Source organism: Paenibacillus allorhizoplanae, assembly GCF_927798215.1.
GTDB lineage: Bacteria > Bacillota > Bacilli > Paenibacillales > NBRC-103111 > Paenibacillus_E > Paenibacillus_E allorhizoplanae.
In genome coordinates, this window is the sequence record NZ_CAKMMW010000010.1 from 210,272 (window position 1) to 232,911 (window position 22,640).

Consider the following 22,640-nt stretch of genomic DNA (forward strand, 5'->3'; position numbering starts at 1 on the left):
AGGGAGGCTGAAACAAGATGATTAAGAAAGTATTGGTGGGGGTAGTTGCTGCGGTGCTGCTCGCCGGAGTTACCGCATGTGGAACCAAAGACAAGCCGGCGGAAACCGGCGATCCGAAGCCGTCGGCGGCGGAAACCGCCAAAGCCAAATTAAGTATGAAGATTATGGGCAATTTTGCATCATCCAACCTGTCGGAAACGGACAAGCTGCTTTTTCAATCCATCGAGAAGGCGACGAATACGGAGATCAAATTCGACATCCCGCCGTCGACCGGCTACAATGAGCGGCTTCAATTATCGCTGACAACGGGCGATTTTGCCGACGTCGTCTGGTTTCCGAGTACCAGCGATGCCGCGTTCTTGAAAGCGGTTAAGGACGGCGTTATCCTCCCGATCGATGAATATCTGAAGAAAGCCGACAACGTTAAAAAATATTCATACGACATATCCTGGGACGCCTTGCGGGTAAACAATGACGGCAAAATTTACGGCATTCCGCGGACGACCGTTATCCGCTCCGACGGGTACTGGCTCCGAAAAGACTGGCTCGATAAATTGAATATCAAGCTCCCGGATAATAACGAAATTACGCTGGATCAAATGATGGAGATCATGCGCAAATTTTCGAAGGAAGACCCGGACGGCAATGGTAAGCACGATACGTACGGCTTTGGGACGGCCGCAGGCGCCGATAAATCGCTCAAGCCGATTTTCCAGAACGAGCTTGGTCTTTACGGCTGGCAAGAGTCCGGCGGTGGAGAGTACAAATACATGAATCCTCAATATGATGTGAACTCCGATCAATATACGAAGGCTTTGGCGTTAACAGCCAAGCTGTTCAAAGAAGGGTCGATCGATCCGGATTCGCCTTCGATCGACGGCGCTAAAACGCTGGAACGGTTTAAAAGCGGCAAAACGGGTGCAATCGACGGGTTTGCAGGTCATTACGAAACATTCCTGAATGACGGTAAAAAGATCAATCCGAATTTCGATCTTGCCTATGTATTCGTTAAGAACGAGCAAGGCGAGATGAAGGGACTGGGGCAGGGAACGGGGTTGTGGGGCTTCTGGGCGGTAACGCGCAATGCGAAGGATCCGCAAAGAGTTGTCGACGTATTCGACTACATGCTTTCTGATAAAGGCTGGGATACCATCTACACGGGCGTTGAAGGACATGATTTCAAGGTGGAAAACAACAAGCGCACTTATGTGGAGCCGGCGCTGGAAACATTCGTCCGCAAAAATATGGTCCGCCGCGCCAACGATTACATGTTCTTCATTAACCCGGCTATGTCGGAGGAACTGAAGAAGAAGATCGTGCCGAATATCGAGAAGGCCGTAAAAAGAATCGTGATGTCCAAGGACCGCGATTTCACGCCGCCGATCGCGAAGACGCCGCCTTACCTGGATTTCAACAAAAAGTTCAGCGAGGTTACGACGAAAATCATTATCGGCGATGCAGATCCGTCCGAGTACAAGAAGGTGCTGCAGGACTGGAATACGAGGTTCGGCAAAACGTATCTGAAGGAAATGAACGATTATATCGGTCAAATGGAAAGCAAGAAGTAATACGGAAAGATTGTTCACACTCCATATTTGGGGTGAAACAATAAAAATCCTGGCCATCAGGCTCGAGCCTCTCGGATGTTCATTCCGGGAGGCTTCAAAAACATGCCCAAAAACGATATTCAGCAGCTGTCGATTACCGATGTAATCGCTTACATATTCTGGTTGATGGATACCCATCCTCCTCCGGTCATCGATGCGAAGAACCTCGAATCATTAGGAAAAGGAGTCGATTACCTTGAAAATAAAGCGTTTTCTTTGCTGGGGAATGATCATGGCGCTGTTGTTTTCTTTCGTTCCCTCGGTTTTGGCTGAAAATGACTCAACCGGTTTGCCCGAGGGGACCGGCACGGAAACTTTGCAAACCGTGCAGAATGCTACGTATTCGAAGGAAGCTTTGCAAACCGTGCTGAATGCTACGTATTCGAAACTCGTCTTGGTCGAGAACGGAATCGCGAAGTCAACCATTATTCTTTTATCAAATGCAACCGAACCGGAACAGAAGGCGGCACAGGAACTCAAAAACTACGTAAAACAAATATCCGAAGCGGAGTTGCCTGTTGCCAACAATCCGGCCGGCGTGGCCGGAACCAAGATCTATATTGGAAGTGCCGCCCCAAGCCCCGATAAGGAGGCAATCCGGGCCACGGGAGATGAACCCGACTCCTTCCGGCTGCATGTAACCCAGGAGGCAATCCAACTGGTGGGATTGGAGGATAGCGACAAAGGAAGTCTTTATGCCGTTTACGAGCTCCTCGAGCAAATTGGCGTACGATGGTTCATGCCCGGCGAGATCGGAACGGTCGTTCCGGATCTGGAAACCATTGAGGTCAGTTATCAGGACACCATCCAGCACCCGGGTCTTTCTTTCCGTTTTTTCCAAGCGGCCACGCCATACTTATGGGCTACCGGTATGCCGATGGGGGTCAATCTGGATGAGGCTGCACCGTGGGTCGAGCATGTGCGCCTGAATCAAAAGACAGTAGGTGCGCATGAATTGTTGAGTACCTCTCCTTCGCGATCAACGCGCGCGGATCTGTATTTGCCTAACGCCGACGGAACACCGTCGATACACCTCGACGTGACGAAACCGGAGGTGCTGGAGCTTGTTGTAGCAGAGTCGCTTGCCAAATTGCGGAAAAATCCCGACCTTGAATATTTGAGTATGGGACCAAGCGATGGACATGTGTTGGTACTCAAGCCTGACCCCGAATGGGATGGGGATGATCGGGATGTATTAACAGGAGCATTATCAACGACGGATCGCTATATCAAATTTTTTAATCTTGTTTTGGAGGAGCTTGGAAAAGAAGGCTATCAAGATGTGAAAATTGTTTTCTACGCTTACAACACTTACTATAATCCGCCGGTACGGTGGACGCCAAATCAACGAATTGTACCGATGATTGCTTCCCTCACCCTGGATCGGATACATAGCATCGGAAATCCGCTTGCCTGGGAGCGTAACTATCTTAAAGAAGTGATTGACGGCTGGAATAAAATAAGTCCCACGGTGATGATTTATGACTATCTTTATAACCCTGCCGATCCGGGCTTGCCTGTTTCGCTGGCAGAACGAGTAGGCACAGAGTACAAGTATTTCAAAGATCATGGTGTTGTAGGGATACGCGCTGAGACTACGCCAGAGTGGGGGTATGGCGGCCTGGGACTTTATCTGGCAGCCAAGATGATGTGGAACCCCGATCTGGATGTGGAAGCTTTGCGGGAGGACTACTTTACAAAGTTTTATGGGCCTGCGGCAGCGCCGATGGAGGAGCATTTCGACATCTTGGAAAATGCTTTTGCACAAGCGGATTATTCTGCCGGAAACATTTATGATTTTCCACACATTTTGACCGATGAAGTCATGCAAGAGATGGCAAGAACACTTGGGGAAGCAAAGGCGAGGGTGGTATCGGATTCGGTATATGCCAAACGGATTGATATGGTCAGCATCGCTTATGGGTTCAGTGATAATTTCCTTGACATGATCGAGCAATTCAACCGTTTTCATTTTGATGAGGCAAAGGAAAAGCTCGATAACGTTTATGACTTTAGGGAACAGGCTGCTCTTCACTCCCCTGCCATTTTAAGCAGCTATAAAGCTTATACCTATGTAGAGTGGTTTTTTGACAGAATGGTAAATGGCGGAAAACAACGGACCAGCAATGGAAACCGATTGGTTGCTGAACTGCCGGATGAATGGAATGTCAAGCTGTTCCCCAATGCGTCCGGGGCTGACCTGGGGCTTTGGAAACCCGGCTTGGGGACGGAATCCTGGAGGAAGCTGAAAACCTATTCCGAGACCTGGTCCGATCAAGGGCTTCGTTATTATAAGGGACATGCCTGGTACCGGACAACGGTAGATGTCGCTCAGGAATTTGACACCGGAAAACCGATTCGGCTTTGGTTCAGCAGTATCGATGAGACAGCGAGGGTCTGGATGAATGGCAAAGAGCTGGCATTGGTGCAGAAGGGGACGGGTTTGACAAAACCTTGGGAATTTGATGCTACGCCGGCGGTTACATTTGGCGAGCCAAATTTGATTGTTGTTGATGTGCGTAATGAAGACATAGATGAACTGGGTACCGGGGGGATCATGGGTCCTGCAATACTCTGGCAGGTCAATACGGAACTGGATTATCTCCCGCCTGGAGATGTGAAGAACTTGAAAGCCGCGCACATCCCCGGCACCGACACCGTGAAAGTAACCTGGGATATACCCGCAGATAATATGGGAGTTACAGGATATCAGTTGGAAATGCTGAACCGGGAGAGCGTAGGGGGCGTACTTGGATCGGTCATAACGACAACAAATGAATATATCGACACCGGAATGAAACCCGGCATGGAACGCAGGTACAGGGTAAGGGCAATCGATACCGGCGGAAATAAATCGGTTAACTATAGTGCTTATGCACGCGTAACGATGAATCCGCCCTCAACGGTGACGGGTTTGAAGGTGAAGCAAATCTCCGCCGACAAGGTATATATAAGCTGGAATCCAGCTACCGTTTATGCAGATTTCCAAATTGCCGGGTATAGCCTGGAAGTGCTGAACCAGAATCCTCCGGGGGGAGTGCTTGAAACGATCAAAACGTCAACGAATGCATATACCCTCAGCGGACTGCAACCCGGTATGATACGCAGGTTCAGGGTGAAGGCAATCGATACGGCCGGAAATATGTCTGCTGACTATAGCGCTGTAGTGCAGGTGACCATGTCGGAAAATGTAACGCCTGCCGCCCCGCCCGCAGCCCCAACGGGTTTGAAATCGGAGCCGGCCGCTAACGGTGCGATGAAAATAAGCTGGAATCCGTCGACATCTGATGTAGGAATTGCTAAATACATGTTGGAGGTATGGGATGTAGACGGCGGTGCAGGACGACTTTTGACGGTAGAAGCAACAACAAATGACTATACCTTCACCGATTATTTTAAAATTGGCATCGTACGCAAGATAAGGGTGCTGGCCGTAGATAATGCCGGGGGCCAATCTGCTGCGAGTGCTTTCATTACCCTAAAAGTCCCGCCTACAAAACCTGCGCTGGCCGTTGAGCAAATCTCCGGCACCGAGGTGAAAATAAGCTGGACTGCATCCGAATCTATCTACGGAATGAAGGAATATGTTTTGGAATTGCTGAATCCGGACCCTCCGGGAGGAGTTAACAAAGAATTAATGAGAGCGTTACAAACGGAGTTTACCCACACCGGACTGACAGTTGACGGGAAGACGCTAAGGTACAGGGTAAGGGCAATCGATAACTACAGTACGGCGTTCCCAAATGTAAGCTACAGTGACATAGTGGAGATCATCATGCAGCCCAAATGACCCCTAAATGATTGACAAAAGGAGTTGAGTGTTTTGATAAGAAAGCTTTTTCTTTGCTGGGGATTAATCATTGCGTTGTTGTTTTCTTCGTTGCCCCAGGCTTTGGCTGCCAATGGCCCTGAGACGGGTCCTAAGCTCGTATTGGTCGAGAACGGAGAATCCCGGTCCACGATCATCTTGCCGCAAAGAGCAACCGAATATGAAAAGAAGGCGATGCAGGAACTCAAAGACTATATTCGGCAAATATCCGAAGTGGAATTGCCTGTTGCTGAGGACGCGGCCGAGGTGGAGGGAACAAAGATCTATATCGGAAGCGCCGCTCCAGACCTTGATGCAGCTAAGGCCGCAATCCGTGACAAGGGAAATGAAACCGATGCATTCCGGCTGTATGTTGAGGAGGGAGTCATTCAATTGGCAGGATTGGATGACAACGACAAAGGAAGCCTGTATGCCGCTTACGAGCTCCTCGAGCAAATGGGTGTGCGGTGGTTCATGCCCGGTGAGATCGGAACCGTAGTTCCGTCGATGCGTACAATTGCGGTCGATTATCAGGATACCATCCAGCACCCGGGGTTTGATTTTCGCTTTTTGCAAGCTGTTGCGCCATATGTCGTGGGCGCCGGTTTGCCGGTGGGTGTCAATCTGACAGAAGGTGCGCCCTGGGTCGAACATGTGCGTCTGAATCAGAAAACTTTGGGAAATCATGGATTACTCATTACATCACCTACGAATAAAGAACGCCCTGATTTATTTCTGCCCGATGCCAAAGGAAATCCGACCGGACAATACGATGTGACCAAGCCGGAGGTGCTGAACCTTGTTGTGGCAGAGGCAATCAGACGATTGAATGCAGACCCCAAGCTTGAATATTTGAGAATGGGACCCAATGACGGACCTGTGTTGGTACTCCAGCCTAACCCGGAGTGGGACGGGAATGTTAAGGGTGCCATACATGGAGGAACATTATCGTTAACGGATCGTTATGTGAAATTTTATAATCTTGTTTTGGAAAAGCTTGATGCTGCCGGATATCATGATGTAAAAATTTCTTTCTTCGCTTATGACGAGTATTATTATCCGCCGGTAAAGCATATGCCGGACCCGAGGATCATCCCGATCATCGCTTCCATCAGAACGGATAGGATGAAAAGCATTGAAAATCCGCTTTCGTGGGAGAGGCAGCACATCAAAGACATAATTGACGGCTGGAAAAGGGTAAGCCCTAACGTCATGATCTATGATTATCTTTATAACCTTGCCGATCCGGGGCTGCCTTTTTCACTGACAGAAAGAATAGGAACAGAATACAAGTATTTCAAAGACCAGGGTATTATCGGCATACGCGGTGAGGCGCTGCCGGCGTGGGCGTATCATGGACCTGCGCTCTACTTGGCAGCCAAGATGATGTGGAACCCCGATCTGGATGTGGACGCTTTGCTGGAGGACTACTTTACAACGTTTTATGGACCTGCCGCAGAGCCGATGAAAAGGCATTTCGACATTTTGGAAAATGCTTTTGCCCAAGCAGATTATTATGCGGGAAGCATCAATGATTTTCAACATATTTTGACGGGCACTGTCATGCAGGCGATGGAGCAGTCGCTAACGGAAGCGGAGGATGCGGCGCAAGGGGCATCGGACTCCGTATATGCCAGCCGGGTCAATATGGTGCGTGTTGCTTTTCGCTTTGGCGACAACTTCCTTCAAATGAAGGAGCTGATTAACAGCTTTAAGTTTGTTGAGGCAAAACAAACATTTGATCAAATTTCTAAAATAAGAGAAGAGGCTGTTACGCACTCTCCTGTCGCGCTCAACACCCTTGCTTCCTATAATTATACAGATTGGTTTTTTGATAAAATCACAAATCAGGGAAGTCAACGGCTCAGTAATGGAAACCGAATGGTTGCCGAGTTGCCGGACGAATGGAATGTTATGCTGTTTCCAAATGGCTCCGGGGATAAATTGGGGCTCTGGAAACCCGGCTTGGGAACGGAATCCTGGATGAAACTGAAAACCTATTCGGAGTCTTGGTCGGATCAGGGGATTGGGTATTACAAAGGACATGCCTGGTACAGAACAACGGTTGATGTTAATCCGGAGTTCAATACAGGAAAACCGATTCGGCTTTGGTTCAGCAGTCTTGATGAGACAGCCCGGGTCTGGATGAATGGGATAGAGCTGAATTTGTCAGCGAACGGCAAGGGCAATGCGATGATGAAACCGTGGGAGTTTGACGCTAAGCCGGCCATTAAATTTGGCGAACCGAATTTGATTGTTGTTGATGTGGGGAATGACAGTCTGGATGAGCTTGGTACCGGGGGGATAACGGGGCCTGCCATGCTTTGGCAGCTCAATGCGGAATTGGATGTTACACCGCCGACAGCTCCAGCGAATTTGAAAGCCGAGCAAATTTCCGGGAGTGAAGTGCGTGTAAGCTGGTCACCGGCCACTGATGACGCAGGTGTTGCCGGATATGTTTTGGAAGTGTTGAACCCTGCATCAATAGGAGGGATTAACGGAACGGTCAGAACGAATTCAACAACATATATTCACACCGGACTGGAACCCGGTATGGAACGCAGGTATAGGGTAAAGGCCATCGATGCTGCCGGAAATATATCCGGGATTAAGGAAGTAGTGACTATAAAAATGGTATCGCAGGATGGATCGGTTGAATCGGTAACCCTTAATAAGGAAAATGCCACACTTAAACAGGGGGAAACTGTAAAGCTGATAGCAACAGTGTTACCGGAAAATGCTTCAAATAAATCTGTAACATGGTCATCAAGCGATGAAAATATTGCAACAGTCAGTACCGAAGGTCTTGTAACCGCAAGCGAAAACACAACAGGAACGGCTATAATCATCGTTACAACCACGGATGGCGGCAAACAAGCCACCTTTACAGTGGAAGTAGTTGAGGAAGGAACTGAGATACCGGTTGACAAGACCTACACAGTTACCTTCAACAGTAATGGGGGCAATGGGGTATCAGCGATTACCGACGTCACAAGCGGCAGTGCAATCACAGCACCGACGCTGCCTACCAGAGAAGGATATACTTTTGCCGGATGGTACAAGGATGAAGTGTTAGAAACAGCATGGAATTTTACGACAGATGTAGTGACTAGTGATATAACACTGTATGCAAGGTGGACAGTGAAGGAGACGCCAAATCCGGAACCGACACCGACACCGACAACGGTGCCTGAAACGAAGGTTGAGGATGGGCAGGTAACAACGACGATACTCGCAAAGCCCGCGACGGATACAACCGGAAAGGCTGTAGCACCAATATCTGAGAAACAGTTGGAGGATGCAATCGCAAAGGCTGCGGCTGAGGCGGCTAAGCAGGGTACAGGGATAGAAACAACGATTAAAATCGAAGTGAATGCGGGCACTGATGCCACGACCGCAGGTGTCAGCCTGACAGTTGCAGCTTTGAAAACATTCGTAGATAGCAATGCGGATTCCTTGGTCATTTCTACACCGTTCGGAACCATGACCTTTGATAAAAAGACTGCGGAGGGCATTTTAAAGCAGTCGGCGGGAACCATTACGATGACTGCCACGAAGGTTGAAACATCAGAGTTGACGGCTGAAATCCGGAATAAGGTCGGAGACAGACCGTTTATGAGCTTTGATGTTACCGGCAGGGAAAAGGAGATCGTACATTTTGGCGGTAAAGCGGAAGTAACCATTCCTTATGTACTTAAGGCAGGCGAAAATCCAAATGCAATTGTCGCCTATACCATTAATGCGGCAGGGAAACTTGAAATAGTGACCAATTGCATATATGACCCGGCAACAGGAACACTGACTTTCAAGGTAGAAGAGGCCTCGAAGTTTGCAGTCGCATATAACAAGGCTGACTTTGCGGATGTGGCAGAGGGTGTATGGTACTATGATGCAGTAACCTTTGCGGCAGCAAGAGGAATGACCACAGGAGTGGGCAATGGAAACTTCGGCTCGACTGACAGTGTAACCAGAGCACAAGCCCTGGTCATGATTATGAGAGCCTTTGGCATCAGTCCGAACGAAAACATCGAAAACAATTTCAGCGACGCAGGGAACACCTACTACACCAGATACCTTGCGGAGGCAAAGAAAGTGGGAATCACCAGCGGCGTGGGCGGCAACAAATTCGACCCCGACAGACAGGTGACCCGGCAGGAATTGTTCGTATTGGTATACAATACGCTTAAGAACATAAATGAATTGCCGGCAGCAGGCAACGTCAAAAACCTGGAAGAATTCCAGGATGCAGGGAAGGTTGCCGATTATGCAAATCATGCAATTGAACTGTTTGTGAAAGCCGGAATTATCGCCGGGACCGATGGCAACATTCTACCGGAGGATTCGGCAAGCAGAGCGCAATTTGTGCAGATACTCTACAACATCATGACTAAATAATAATAAGCAGGTACAACGGGGCAAGTGTGAGCATGTGACTATTGCCCTGTTGCTTTAATCGATTTCGGTTGGCCAAAAATCATGGGATTTTTAGGGAGGCTTCGACATGTCGGATAATCGGATACCAGACAATGCGAACGTGCAAGAACACTCTTCTGAAGATGCAACGGAAACGAACGGCAAGATGACGCGCCGGAAGCTGCTCGCCTCCTTAGGCATAGCGGGTGCCGCTATTGCGTTTTCGGGGCCTGCCGCTTTGGGAAAAGCTGCTTCCCACGCATCGGTTACAGGAGCGGTTTATGGGGAGCCGGTATGGGAACCGGCATGCTTGGAAAGCATTGCGGACATGTTATCGATCGTGAATCCGGAGGAATGCGCTTGTGTCTATGTAAAGTCTTATTCCGCTGGAAATCATGTAGGCGGCGGTATGTTTGCGTGGAACGCGGCAAGCACTGCGACAGACAATGGCGTTACCGTTTTTTCGCCACCCGGTATCTCTACAGGAAGATGGGTGCGAGCGGAGGATGAAGTCATTACGCCATATCACGCGGGAGCGGTAGATAACACGAATGCAAGCGATGCGCTTGACCGCTTTGCAGATTTTGTGAAGACGGATAATGGCAAGACGCAAATAAGAGTTGTCGGCAACTTTACGATTAGCAGACCGCTGGATTTTGACTGTACCGGACAAGCGTCTATTCATTGGGATCTTAAATTAAAAGCCTTGAATGCTATGCGTTACATGCTCGCTTTGCGAGGTTCAAAGGTTGTCAGTTCGGGAGCGATTGAAGTTGTCGGGACGGGCACGATTGGTACGTTTAGCGCCATGACGGTTGAGTATGGCGTTGTACTGAACGGGGTGCAAAGTTCAAAGCTGCCGAAAATAAAAACAAGTCTAATGAAGTACTTCGGTATTGTCATGGATGAAAACGGCTTAATCGGCATTCCGGTTCAATCGCCCGCCTATCACAACAACACTTGCGCCGAGATTGACAGTATTTTGGCGAGGGATTGCGGTTGCAGTCAAATCGCGCCGTGGTCGAATAACAATACGTCCTATACGTACTCCAATCCTGTTCATACCGGTACGTCCGGAACGGCCAACCAACGAACAACCATTACGGTTTCCGGGCTTCCGTATGATAGTAACCTCATAACAAATCCTGTTTTTGCTGTTATTAATGGGATCACCTACAAAGTAGAAGCAACTGATTTTACAAACAAAACGGTCGCGTTATTCCCGTGGATTGAAACCGCAGAACCGACAAGCGGAGCCATTAAATTTATTTTCGGCGGCGCTTTGTTCAGTGTGGGACCAAATGCCGGACCGACGAAAGTCGGTTTGATTGACGCGATTCGATGCGGTATGGGTGTGCTTGATGCCGCTTTATACGGGGTAAATGTGACTTCCATCACGACGCAATTTTGCGGCATCGGTTCTGTTGTCGGGTATTCGGGCTCATCCGTGTCCCCGCAAACGAGCGCCTACATCGGATTTTACACAGAAGCGGTTTATCGAAACATCTTATTTATAGGGTCGGGTTCGTGCCAGATTTTGAACCGGTACGGTTCGTTGAACGGGGAGCCGTTCATCAATTGCGAGCGAATAGCACCAAACAATCGAACCGGCGATTATGGCGCGTTTGCGGATACGATCGGTTGGAAGCGCTTTTACATGCCGAATTCTCTCGATAATATGCTGGATGGCGCGTACTATAAGGGGAAAAGCAGAAACCAGGATTTGGTAGGTGCCTCTATATCGATTTCGCCAACAGGTGTCGTACCCAGGTTATACAAAAAAAATTCGTGGACGATCAACTTGCTTAATGCAGAAACGGCAAATAAATACAAGGGTGTTGACGATGCCATGATCGGTTTCATTGGAACCGGCACGAATGGCGCGCCGAGCGGGGCGTTTACGTTTAACCCGCCTTCCGGCTGGAAAGTAAATGGGACATCCAGCGCATCATTCAGCGGTTTCGGCGGGCCGGCAGTGTTTTTGTGTTATTGGGAAATCGCGGCGAAAAATATTATGGTTAGTCTGCTGTCGCAAAAAGCCGCCGCACAAAACGACAGTACGGCAGGAGACATTGCAACATTAAAAGATGACTTCAATGCTCTTCTGTTAAAACTAAGAAATGCAGGATTGATGTCATAAATTCAGATTAAACTCAACAAACCCTGTCCAGCTTCGCAGACCCGTCATCCGGCGATGACAGGTCTAGGTATGGCGGAAATAGCGCTCAGGGAAGGTCCCTTTTTTATCCAAGTATTTTTGAAGCGGCAACTAATCTGCCTTTGGCCAGTGATTAAACCCAAATAGGAAAGCCCATCAAGGTAAATTCATACCATGACGGGCTTTTCGTTTTCGGATGGCCCCTTATCACCATGTACTCCGAGTGGCTAAGAATTCACAAAAGGAAGGAGGATTCGACCGTCATGAAATCGCGCTGCCGCCGAAATACGATTTTATCGGATACGATCGTGTCGATGTACATGATCATGATCAGGTGCGTGTCCTTGCGTTTGAGTGTAAGCGTTTTCCGCAGGATGGAAGTGGGTTCATTTCAAGATGCTGCATGTTTTGTTGAATGATCATAAGCCACAAATCCAGAAAGTAATGCTGCTTCAATCGCTGATTATTCAAATTATAGTGCATCACTTGATCGGCAACCCTTAAATGATGATAGTTTTCGGATAAGCGTTTAGTTTGCTGTACTGTAATTTTGTGCTCGGGCAATAGGTTAGACAGGGACTGATTCTTGTCATTAGTGAATGTAAACGTTATTGCGTGAAAGCTTATGGGGGACAATGTGTTGCGATAAAATGCTACGTAAGGGGGACATACGACGATATCCCCGAATACGGCTTCGCCATACTCATTCCCGATCTGATACTCGAATCGACCGTCCTCAACGGCAAAGAGCACCCATGTCAAATAAGTATCTGTATCATACAAAAACTTGCCCTTCTTTCCCCAATAGGCGTGGGTTACCATTTCCGGCATCCATTCTGACACGTTCAAGCCCTCATTTACAAATTGTAATTTTGGATATGAAAATGAAATTCTATGAATTCACAGTACAATATGAAAACGTTTAATATGAAATTAAAGATATCATAGATCTTCTTGTCCACGTCGCCCACGACTTGAAGATCAAATGTACGATCGTCAGGGCTTGCACGAAATGCTTGCTCAAAGTGATTATGTAATCAACACGCTGCCTATGAGCAAAGATACGCAACATCTGATGGGAGCCGAACAATTTCAGGCCATGAAAGCATCGGCCTATTATATCAATATCGGAAGAGGCGGCACGACGGATACGAGTGCACTGATAGAAGCGATTAAAAGGAATTGCCGGTGCAGGACTTGATGTGTTCGAAAAAGAGCCATTGGAGGAAGATAGTCCTTTGTGGCAGATGGACAATGTCATCATGACCCCGCATAATTCCGGTGCAACGGTACATTATCATGAGCGGGCGATGGAGATTGTGTTTCGTAATTTGCAGGATTACGTTCAAGGAAGAACACCTTCGAGGAACCTTGTGAATCTGGAAAAGCAATATTGAAACGAGGTTGAACAACTATGCAATTGGACAAGCAGTCCGCATGTTTGAAGATGAGAGCAGGCCAGATCCCTATTCGCGGAATGTGAATCGATGCATTGCAGTGAGCGTGTAATATCCCATCAACAATGTTTCAGGCAATGGGGGACGAAGAAATATTTGGACGTGTTTGCTCCTGCTGAAAAGACTGTGCTGACTATGCTTAGTGACATGGGTGTGGATCCACAGCATTTGAAGCAGCTTGACACACGTATACTCCGGAATGAGGAGCCTTATAACGGGAGCGCCAGACCGGTTATCCTGTACTCTCCTGCATTCGGTGTTGTGAAGGACATGTACTTCTACAACATTCAACCCTTAGTAGAGAGCGGCTTTGTTGTGGTTGCGGTGGGGTCAACCTATGAATCTATCATTACTGTGTTTCCTGACGGGATCGCTGTCAAGCAATCGGAGCAAGTGGGCAGCTTGGAAAGCACGGATTTCGAAGGCTGGTACGGACTGAAGGAGACTAGAGTAAAATCTAATGTGTTTGGAGGAAGAGGGTGCGCTGCAGACACCTTTCCTCGTTGTGCGTCAGGAAAAGACAACCTTTGAACAGCTTGAAGGGGTAATGTCACCTGCTATCCTTGAACACTTCCTTGCAGGGGTTGAGCAATTGAAGCGTGTGTCAGGACGGAAGCGGCAGATTGTAAGCATAAAAAGAGCGGACCACATGACATTCTGCGATGTTCCCTTGCACTTCAACGAAGCGCAGATTGACGAGAAACATACCGTGATTAACAGTTATGTCTGCTCTAATATGGTAGAACGTTTGTGACCTTAAAGTCGAAATTTTGTTTGTTTTTGAGCATTGATTGATCGTATGATTTGTATTTGATTGATTGTGTGTGATTTGTAACAACATCAGAAGTGCTTGATTTCAATATTTGCGGCCAAGGGAGATAGAGAGCGATGGGGAAAACGAATGCTGTAGCCAAATTAGGCGTCATCGGATTGGGTGGACGCGGTAGAGGTCTGCTTGAATGTTTGCTTGGGATGGAAGATGTGGAGATTACGGCAATATGCGATCAATACGAGGAAAGGCTTGAGCTCGGACTTGAAATCGTACAGAAATCAGGACGAACTCTAGCAGACGGTTATTCGGACTACAAGAAGCTGCTCGCTCGTGAGGATCTTCAAGGCGTTATTATCGCTACCACATGGGTGACTCATGCAGAGATTGCCATTGCGGCAATGAAGGCAGGCAAGTATGCCGGTATCGAAGTGGGAGGAGCAGCATCCTTGGAAGAGTGCTGGGAGCTGGTCAGAACCTCGGAGCAGACAGGTATGCCTTGCATGCTTCTCGAGAATTGCTGCTATGGCCGTGAAGAGCTTGCCGTGCTGAACATGGTGAAGCAAGGACTACTGGGCGAATTGATTCATTGTCAATGCGGGTATGAGCATGATCTGCGCGATGAAGTAGCGTTGGGTGAGCAGAGAAAACATAACCGCTACCACAATTATTTGAACCGTAACGGTGAGTTGTATCCGATCCATGGACTCGGTCCAATCTCCAAGGTATTAGATATTAACAGAGGCAACCGATTGTTGACCTTAACGTCCATGTCATCCAAAGCTCGCGGAATCCAGCACTTGGCGACTGAGAAGTTCGGAGAGACCGATCCGCTCGCCAAGATCAACTTCGCCCAAGGCGATATCGTGACAACGATGATCAAATGCGCCGGCGGCGAAACGATTCATATTATTCACGATACGACCCTCCCGCGTCCATATTCGAGAGCGGGGAGAGTGCAAGGGACCAAGGGCATATGGATGGAGGATAACAACTCGATTCATATCGAGGGCAGAAGTCCAGAGCATCAGTGGGAGTCATTCGATGAATACCGTGAGCAATATGAGCACCCAATCTGGAAACAGTACCTGGATGAAGGTGTACGCGGCGGACATGGCGGGATGGATTACTTGGTACTCCGCGCATTTGCAGAGAGCGTCATGAACCAGACTCAGACGCCGATTGATGTGTACGATACGGCGGTATGGATGGCGATAACAGTATTGTCGGAGGAATCTGTTGCACTAGGCAGTGCGCCGGTCGCTATCCCCGACTTCACCAAAGGCAAATGGATCAGCCGTGAAGCAGGTCCTGTAAGCTACTATTCATTAGATGCGGTTCATGAAGAGCGTGAAATTGGATACTTTGCGGAGCCGAATCGTATTCCTTTATCGGGTGATCAACCAAATTGAATAAAGCTAGGGGATGACGGAGATGAGATTATTTACTTTTTGGGATGGGGACAAATATGCATTAGGAGTCAAAACGAAGCAAGGCTCCCTGCACGTCGACAGTACCGGGGAAAGTCATGGATTTGATTCTACGGATATCATGGCGATTATTAAAGAGGGAGAAGAGGCCGTGATCCGTTTGCGGCAGTGGGTCGAGAGCTTGGATAACGCGAGATGGCTAGACGAGAGCGCGCTCGAATATGGTCCTTGCGTTACCGAGCCGGGTAAGATAATAGGTGTAGGTCTGAATTATCGTAAGCACGCCGAGGAAACGAATGCCGCAATTCCGACGAGTCCGATCTTGTTCAGCAAATTCAGCAATACATTGTCGGGGCACGGTGAGCGAATCATAATCCCGTTAGAGACGGAAAAGCTCGATTACGAAGCAGAATTGGCCATAGTTATCGGCAAGCGGGCCAAGGACGTATCCAAGGAAGAGGCGCTTGGATATGTGTTTGGTTATTGTCCCGCCAATGACCTGTCAGCGCGGGATTTGCAGCTTAAAACTTCACAATGGTTATTAGGCAAGTCTTGCGATGGATTTTGCCCGCTAGGTCCTTATGTGACTACGGCGGATGAAGTTGGCGATCCGAACCAATTGGCGATCACTTCAATTGTGAATGGCGAGGTGCGTCAAAATTCGCATACGTCCGATATGATTTTTCATTGTAATGAGATTATTAGCTACATTTCTCACCATATGACCTTGGAGCCTGGGGATGTTATTTTGACAGGAACACCTGAGGGTGTTGTACTGGGGTTTCCGCCTGAGCGGCAGATCTACCTCAAAGAGGGGGACAGTGTTACAGTGGAGATTGAGAATCTCGGTGCGATAACCAACAGTTTTATTAAGGACAATAGCTTTGTTTCAATGAAAAGTCAGACATAAAGGGAAACCCCCTTTTGAATTATAGGCAATCGCTTGTCCCAGTATGGTCTTGGGCATAATCCGGAATATGATCACTAATGACAAAGATGTTCCTACATAACTTATTTGATGGAGTCTGACGCCCATCTATGATCCTGAGGAACATTTGTCTAACAATCGTTTTAACGATGGAAAATGTGATCCGCAGGGGCGGTTTTTGGGCAGGCACCAAAGACTGAATGCACGATTCGATGTCGAATAAGTTTCTTGGTATACTTCATGATCAATAGTGGACTTTTTGAACAACCTCTTATAGCCTGTTTCAATAGAATTATAGTGAGATTTCATTCGAAATCAATAAGGAGGTCCAAACCCTGTGTCAGATCAAACAACCGCAGCTGGCGAAGTAAATCCTGAAAAGCTGGATCCCAATATGAGGCTGGAGGACAACGTATTGCGTGGATTCGTGTGGCACTCGCCGGATGAAAGTCCCATACGAATTTCTGGGTTTGCATGGTACCAGCAGGACCATATGTATCGGAGAATGCCTATAGATCCCAGTGTAAATATGCCTGATGCGGTGCATCAGCTTGCCAATTGTACGGCAGGCGGCCAAATTAGCTTTCGAACGGATTCGGCTCGCCTTGCGATATCTGTTGAATTGACTGCGCCTGCGAATATGTATCATATGCCAGCTACTGGGCAATGCGGATTTGATGTGTATGTTGGAGAGCCTGGACATCAACAATTTCTTTCGACAGCGCGATTCGATCATCATCATCAGGGCTATGAAGTCATTCTCTTTCAATTGCCGAAAGGAGAAACTCGTCATGTGACATTAAACTTTCCGTTATACCAAGGGGTGGGGAAAGTCTCCGTTGGTATAGATGAGGGTGCTTCTCTATTAGCTCCAATCCCTTATGCAAGCGGCGAGAAGATTCTTTTCTATGGAACCTCAATTACTCAGGGCGGCTGCGCAAGTCGGCCGGGGATGGCTTATACCAACATTCTGAGCAGGCGGATACCGCTTGAATGTATCAATTTGGGATTCTCAGGAAATGGCAAAGGTGAACCAGAAGTTGCTCGAATCATAAGCGGAATTGCCTCTCCTGCATTGCTTGTGCTCGATTACGAAGCAAATGTGCAATCCTGCGATCAGTATTCTGAAACATTGCCGAAGTTTATTCGAATTTTCCGCGAGGCACACCCTATTGTGCCTATCTTAGTTGTATCCCAAATACAGTATGCAGCGGAAATCTGTAATTCCGAGCTGTTGGAACGAAGGCTACGAATGAATCAAATTGCTATTCAAACGGTTCGGGCGTTGACAGAGAATGGTGATTGCAATCTTCATTTCTTGGACGGAGAACATTTGTTAGGAGATGCGGATTATCATGAATGTACCGTAGACGGCGTACACCCGACCGATCTGGGCTTCTTCCGCATGGCCAATGGCTTAACCCCTGTATTGCAATCGATTCTTAAATAGTAGATGACAAGAACAACAGGATATAATCGTTAGTACCAGTGCCGAGAAATTGGCGGGTGAAGGACTATGACGGTCCAATCAGATACACTTGAAATATCAGCGCTTCATTACCGAACAGGGGAGCCGATACGAATTACAGCGGATAATGGCTTGAAGAGTGAGGGGAAGAGAATAGACGCTAAAATTACCACCGAAAACTTGGCTACAACCAAAGCGAATAGTGACGCCAAAAGAGTAATTGCCGGCTGGAATTTGGAATAAGCATGGTATTAGCCCTAAGTAGACAATAAGGGTTCTGGTGCAAGGATTTAAAAAATTTCACAGTTACACGACACACTATACTTTGTCTATGCCACTATACCAAATATCTTATTGAGCCATTCAACAGTAGAGAGGACAGACGAATTATTTTCGGCCTGCCCTTTTCTAATCATATGCATGGCCTCGATTCCTTTTAACGTCTGTTCTGCAGTCAGAAATGATTTGAAACCAAGCATCGGTTTTGTGATTTTCTTTATGAATCGATGATCTTGCTCCACAATGTTGTTTAGATACTTTGTCTGTCTAATCAAGGTTTCTTTTGGTAAGGCTTTTTCATTTATTAATTCTTGTATGGCTGGTGGATATGCCGGGTTTTTATCCAAGGTGATTACACGTGGGATTTGATTATGTGGGGAGGATAAAGCCTTTGTAAAGAAACGCTTAGCTGCCGGCATATCACGGTTTTCAGATAACATGAAATCAATCGTATTTCCATTAGAATCAACTGCCCGATATAAATACTTCCATTGACCTTTGACTTTGATGTAGGTTTCGTCCGTGCGCCACGAATCGTTTGAGGGATTCAAATAGCTGCGGATTCGTTTGTCGATTTCGGGTCCAAATTCATGGACCCATCTCATGATCGTTGTATGGGAAATCTTTAATCCTCGCTCGCCCATCATTTCGACTATATCTCGATAGCTTAAACTATATTTTAGATACCACCTCACGGTTAGTAAAATGATCGTCGATTCATATTGCTTCCATTTAAATAAATCCATTTTCGTTTCCAAAATAAGTTGCTCCATCCCATGACTTCATTATCAATTACGTTATCATGAATTAGAGCTTTGCACCACAACCAGATTGGCTGATCATCATGATTGGTATTAACGATGTATGGCGCCAATTCCACTCGCCATTCATTCATACATCTCATGTGTATATCGAAGAGTACGAAAGCACACTTCGTGAATTGGTGAAGGATGCGCTGCCAGTTACGAAGCAACTCGTGCTCATGACACCGTTCTTCATCGAAGCCAATCGCCAAGATGACATGCGAACAAAGATGGATCAATATGGAATAGTCGTGAAACGGATCGCCGAAGAAATTGATGCTTTGTTCATTGATACGCAAGCAGCGTTCGACAGCGTATTGAAGGAACTTTACTCCGCATCGCTAGCCTTGGATCGGGTCCACCCTACACAGGCAGGTCATATGGTGCTTGCTCGTGCTTTTTTGAATAAAATTGATTTCGAGTGGAGTAAGGATTAAGGATTAAGGGTTAAGGGAAGACGGCTTGGAGCCAAGCAATGATATATCCGGGTACAATGGTCACGGAGGCACGGTTTATTTTGTGGGATTACGCTGTGCGGGGTCGGGGATTTTTTTATCGACAACACGAGAAGGTTCAGTAACTATTTCCTCAGCTTCGGTCCAGACTATGACGCGAGATGGACGGTCACATTTGTCTGCGTAACTGCTCATTGATAGTGGAAGTCCTAATCATAAGGAGGAAAAAAATATGTTTTCGGGAATTGGAGCTACAGGAATTATTTTACTTGTCCTTGTTGCATTGCTGTTATTCGGACCAAACAAACTGCCGGAACTTGGCCGTGCAGTCGGTCGCACGCTGAAAGAGTTCAAAGCGGGAGCAAAGGACATGCTCGGTGATAGTGACAACTGGGATAAGGATTCGAAGCGGATTGAAGTGAAGGAAGGCGTTGAGGTAGTGGATAATAAGAAACTTCCTAGTTAATGAAACCATACTGGAAGGAGGAACTGAAGTGGTAGCCGGTAATAGCACTGCTCAAGGGAAACAGTCGAATGAGAAGCAGATTCGAGAAGACGTGGATATGTCGCTCTTCGAGCATATCGGTGAGCTTCGTAAACGATTTATCTACATATTGATCGTACTTGTGGCTGGATTGATACTCGGACTAATTGCCGTACAACCGTCTTACAATTACTTGATGAGTCTTGAGCCGGCAAACGGAATAGCCTTGCACGCCTTTTCTCTATGGGATGGAATCGGCATTTATATGAAGTTTGCCGTGGCTATCGCTTTGATACCAGCTATTCCATTCGCCGTGTATCAGCTATGGGCGTTCGTAAAGCCCGCTCTGAAGAAAAATGAGCAAAGAGCGACACTGAAATATATCCCGTTCGCTCTGATCATGTTTCTGATAGGATTAGCCTTTGCTTATTTCGTTGTATTTCCGCTTGCATTCACTTTTACTAGGCATATGACTGCGAAGTTGCATTTAGAGGAGACGTTTGGAATGGCCCAATACTTTACGTTTATGTTCAATATTATTATTCCGATCGCTCTCTTATTCGAACTTCCTCTCATAATTATGTTCCTGACAGCTATCCGTATTCTCAATCCGAATCGGCTACGCAAAATGCGCCGCATTGCCTATTTTGTGCTAATTCTGATTGGTACTCTTGTCACGCCGCCGGATTTTATCTCCGATATGCTGGTTGCTGTCCCGTTGATTGTCCTGTACGAGATAAGCATCTATATGGCTGGGATCGTCTATCGCAAACAGCTGGGGGCTCCCAGATGGGAAAGTGAATACAGTGCTTTAGCGGAAATTCCTTGATACAAGTATGCAGCAGTCTACTCTTCCTTAGGAGGCAGACTGCTTAATTCGTTCTACGACGTCGATATCGGATAAATCGAAGATAGATTTTAACAATAAAGGGTCGATTGCGTTTCTACCGTTATCTAAGTAATAATTATTCTTCAGTTCTTCATAAACTGGCTAAACGAAATAATCGAGAAGCTGTACCTGAACGATATCTACACCATACTAGGGACAGCAAGACCGGCTTGGTTGTCCAAGAAATATCCGGCACGTGCATTATGTATGAACGGATGACGTATGCACTTCGGTAAAAACTTCGATGAGATACTCCAACAAACGTTCATCCATACTTGGAAATTAGACGCTTTTACCCAGAGTTAGTAGTGGAAAAGGAGGCTACGATGTCCAATGATGAACTAGAAGAACCAAACAAGTTGGTTAATAACGAAACTTTGGCATATGTTGTTGATCGGTTTATACATGCAGGAGTAGAGCGGGAGAAAATAATTGCTTTGGTTCGTACAATGAAGGAAATGTTTGCTATAGAGTCAGAGAATGAGGCAGAAGCAGCAGTCGAAAAGTATTTGAGAACAAAAAACTAAAAACCTTTCAATGTCGGTTAAGGCCAGATTAGCAAAGAAAAGAATAGAATAGAGCTATAAACTTTTATGTGGAATGGAATGTCCAAAGCTAAAGCGTTTGTTTTTTTGTTTCAACGTAGTGTGTATTTAATTTAGCAGAAGTACTTCAAAACTTATTTGTAATTCAGGGTTTTCACCCCAAAACACCACTTCAAAACTTAATTTGTAAATCCATTTTATAAGAAAAGCCAGCAAACCCTTGTGTTTGCTGGCATCTTGCACTTCAAAACTTATTTGTCACCCAACAACAACACAACAAAATGCATGAACTAAAGCGCTATACACTTTTTCTCCGATAAGCGAAATGGTAGAAATGATCGAACTTATGGATATTTAATAGTATTCCGGAAAAAAGATATTGAATCTGCCCCATGCTTTATTGATAGTTAAGGCTGGAATGCCGACTACTCTATACTCGTTAGTTAAGAATCCATGATGAAATGTGACCCAGTATTAGATCTACTCGATGCCAACAATGCTACGCAGACGGATTATAAGAAGGTCATTGAAGCTGCGCGCAAAATCTACTTAAACCCAAGCAACCCAATGCCAGGTTCGGTTATTGATCTAAGCTTACCGTCACTGCCTTCTGAGCTAAACACAATTAGCGCGAGTGTGAACTTTGACGATGAGCTGAAAAAATCCGTCGTAACAGGTAACTATTCAGCAGACACGTTATTACGAACATTCAGGATACTTGGAAAAAAGCGGGAGGCGACAAGGTAGACGAATTCTACAACAACTGGTATAAGCAAAATAAAACGAATGCAGTCTCCATCAAAGATGTCTACGACTTGTTAGTGCAACAGCAAAAACAAGCCGGTAAATAAGGAAAACAAGCGGATCATTGTCTTATCGGCAGTGATCCGCGTTTGACTAGGTTGGAAGAAGTATAGAAAATAATATTAAATAAAACATTGCATTCTTTGTCGAAACCATGCTATATTATCACTCCGGCCGCAAGACAGGCAGGCGAGAGTAACTGAAAGTAACTCGAAAAAAAGTAGTTGCACATTAAAAGTAAACATGGTATATTACTTCTCGCTGCTTCGGTAACACGGCAGTGAACGAAAGAAATTGATCTTTGAAAACTGAACAACGAGTGAGTAAGCACAGTCGAGTAATC

At 46.7% G+C, this 22,640-nt stretch carries 18 protein-coding genes and 3 pseudogenes; 19 read left to right on the plus strand and 2 right to left on the minus strand.

The features are described 5' to 3' along the window. Window positions 1-17: 17 nt before the first annotated feature. The 5 genes from L6I86_RS18320 to L6I86_RS18340 all read left to right on the plus strand — a co-directional run bounded on the left by L6I86_RS18320 (window position 18) and on the right by L6I86_RS18340 (window position 11,968). A complete protein-coding gene (locus L6I86_RS18320; protein ID WP_236289377.1) occupies window positions 18-1,568 on the plus strand; it encodes an extracellular solute-binding protein in 1,551 nt (516 codons plus the stop codon). Window positions 1,569-1,670: 102 nt separating this feature from the next. After that, the gene (locus L6I86_RS18325; protein WP_236289380.1) at window positions 1,671-1,880 is read left to right on the plus strand and encodes a hypothetical protein; all 210 of its coding nucleotides are present in this window, start codon (window positions 1,671-1,673) and stop codon (window positions 1,878-1,880) included. Next, a complete protein-coding gene (locus L6I86_RS18330; RefSeq protein WP_236289382.1) occupies window positions 1,840-5,397 on the plus strand; it encodes a DUF4838 domain-containing protein in 3,558 nt (1,185 codons plus the stop codon). Before L6I86_RS18325 ends, L6I86_RS18330 begins: the two co-directional genes overlap by 41 nt. A 33-nt stretch (window positions 5,398-5,430) precedes the next feature. Beyond that, on the plus strand, window positions 5,431-9,810 hold the full coding sequence (locus L6I86_RS18335) for a DUF4838 domain-containing protein (protein ID WP_236289384.1): 4,380 nt from the start codon (window positions 5,431-5,433) through the stop codon (window positions 9,808-9,810). Window positions 9,811-9,916: 106 nt separating this feature from the next. After that, a complete protein-coding gene (locus L6I86_RS18340; protein WP_236289386.1) occupies window positions 9,917-11,968 on the plus strand; it encodes a hypothetical protein in 2,052 nt (683 codons plus the stop codon). Window positions 11,969-12,316: 348 nt separating this feature from the next. Here L6I86_RS18340 and L6I86_RS18345 read toward each other — a convergent pair whose 3' ends face one another. Continuing rightward, entirely contained in the window at window positions 12,317-12,829 is a 513-nt protein-coding gene (locus L6I86_RS18345) for a hypothetical protein (protein WP_236289388.1), read from the minus strand. Between the two features lie 169 nt (window positions 12,830-12,998). Here L6I86_RS18345 and L6I86_RS18350 point away from each other — a divergent pair. From L6I86_RS18350 to L6I86_RS18380, 8 genes and pseudogenes are all read left to right on the plus strand, one after another. Then, window positions 12,999-13,383: pseudogene (locus L6I86_RS18350) on the plus strand (NAD(P)-dependent oxidoreductase). Between the two features lie 90 nt (window positions 13,384-13,473). Next, entirely contained in the window at window positions 13,474-13,974 is a 501-nt protein-coding gene (locus L6I86_RS18355; RefSeq protein ID WP_236289390.1) for an alpha/beta hydrolase, read from the plus strand. Between the two features lie 16 nt (window positions 13,975-13,990). Further along, entirely contained in the window at window positions 13,991-14,197 is a 207-nt protein-coding gene (locus L6I86_RS18360) for a hypothetical protein (protein ID WP_157257029.1), read from the plus strand. A 134-nt stretch (window positions 14,198-14,331) separates the two neighbouring features. After that, window positions 14,332-15,624: a Gfo/Idh/MocA family protein gene (locus L6I86_RS18365; RefSeq protein WP_063795679.1), complete on the plus strand. Its 1,293-nt coding sequence runs from the start codon at window positions 14,332-14,334 to the stop codon at window positions 15,622-15,624. Between the two features lie 22 nt (window positions 15,625-15,646). Next, complete coding sequence (locus L6I86_RS18370; RefSeq protein ID WP_236289392.1) at window positions 15,647-16,552, plus strand: fumarylacetoacetate hydrolase family protein; 906 nt, start codon at window positions 15,647-15,649, stop codon at window positions 16,550-16,552. 115 nt (window positions 16,553-16,667) lie between these two features. Further along, a pseudogene (locus L6I86_RS35810) lies at window positions 16,668-16,767 on the plus strand (SMP-30/gluconolactonase/LRE family protein); the annotation flags it as partial. Between the two features lie 140 nt (window positions 16,768-16,907). Beyond that, window positions 16,908-18,020 carry an SGNH/GDSL hydrolase family protein gene (locus L6I86_RS18375; RefSeq protein WP_236289394.1) on the plus strand — a complete coding sequence of 371 codons (1,113 nt, stop codon included), beginning with the start codon at window positions 16,908-16,910 and terminating at the stop codon, window positions 18,018-18,020. 66 nt (window positions 18,021-18,086) lie between these two features. Next, the gene (locus L6I86_RS18380) at window positions 18,087-18,281 is read left to right on the plus strand and encodes a hypothetical protein (RefSeq protein WP_236289396.1); all 195 of its coding nucleotides are present in this window, start codon (window positions 18,087-18,089) and stop codon (window positions 18,279-18,281) included. A gap of 86 nt (window positions 18,282-18,367) precedes the next feature. Here the strand turns inward: L6I86_RS18380 and L6I86_RS18385 are convergent, their stop codons facing one another. Beyond that, on the minus strand, window positions 18,368-19,090 hold the full coding sequence (locus L6I86_RS18385) for an IS6 family transposase (RefSeq protein ID WP_420851906.1): 723 nt from the start codon (window positions 19,088-19,090) through the stop codon (window positions 18,368-18,370). Between the two features lie 44 nt (window positions 19,091-19,134). Here L6I86_RS18385 and L6I86_RS18390 point away from each other — a divergent pair. The 6 genes and pseudogenes from L6I86_RS18390 to L6I86_RS18420 form a co-directional block, all read left to right on the plus strand. Then, window positions 19,135-19,557, plus strand: a pseudogene (locus tag L6I86_RS18390) (GDSL-type esterase/lipase family protein); the annotation flags it as partial. A 250-nt stretch (window positions 19,558-19,807) separates the two neighbouring features. Beyond that, window positions 19,808-20,041 (plus strand): twin-arginine translocase TatA/TatE family subunit, encoded by a 234-nt coding sequence (tatA, locus tag L6I86_RS18395; RefSeq protein WP_171632389.1) that lies wholly within the window; start codon window positions 19,808-19,810, stop codon window positions 20,039-20,041. A gap of 97 nt (window positions 20,042-20,138) precedes the next feature. Then, on the plus strand, window positions 20,139-20,888 hold the full coding sequence (gene tatC / locus L6I86_RS18400) for a twin-arginine translocase subunit TatC (protein WP_236289416.1): 750 nt from the start codon (window positions 20,139-20,141) through the stop codon (window positions 20,886-20,888). Window positions 20,889-21,086: 198 nt separating this feature from the next. After that, window positions 21,087-21,167 (plus strand): hypothetical protein, encoded by an 81-nt coding sequence (locus L6I86_RS18410; protein ID WP_236289418.1) that lies wholly within the window; start codon window positions 21,087-21,089, stop codon window positions 21,165-21,167. 107 nt (window positions 21,168-21,274) lie between these two features. After that, window positions 21,275-21,475: a hypothetical protein gene (locus L6I86_RS18415; protein WP_236289398.1), complete on the plus strand. Its 201-nt coding sequence runs from the start codon at window positions 21,275-21,277 to the stop codon at window positions 21,473-21,475. 474 nt (window positions 21,476-21,949) lie between these two features. Continuing rightward, window positions 21,950-22,240: a hypothetical protein gene (locus L6I86_RS18420; protein ID WP_236289400.1), complete on the plus strand. Its 291-nt coding sequence runs from the start codon at window positions 21,950-21,952 to the stop codon at window positions 22,238-22,240. Window positions 22,241-22,640: the final 400 nt, after the last annotated feature.